Source organism: Streptomyces sp. P17, from assembly GCF_032436805.1.
In the GTDB taxonomy this organism is placed as follows: Bacteria; Actinomycetota; Actinomycetes; order Streptomycetales; family Streptomycetaceae; genus Streptomyces.
On the sequence record NZ_JAVRBF010001001.1, the window covers coordinates 1 to 262 of the forward strand.

Consider the following 262-nt stretch of genomic DNA (forward strand, 5'->3'; position numbering starts at 1 on the left):
GTCCTCGGCGCCCTCCGGCCCTGTCTCCGGGCCCACGTCGTCGGACGGCGGGGTGCCGACCCCCGCTGTCGACTGACCCCGGCCGTGGCCGGGCCGGCGGGTCAGGCTGCTGCGCCGGAGCGGGCCGCGGCGCACCTGCTCGCCCAGGCGCAGGCGTGCGACCGGCTCGGCTCGCCGCTGTACGGCCGGCTGCTCCGCGGCCTGGCCGACGACCTCCGCGCGGGCGGACCGGTCGCGGACGCGCTCGCCGACCATCTCGGTG

At 80.9% G+C, this 262-nt stretch carries 1 pseudogene; it reads left to right on the forward strand.

Annotated features, from left to right (window positions below):
- Positions 1-262: pseudogene (locus tag RMT89_RS43730) on the forward strand (hypothetical protein); the annotation flags it as partial.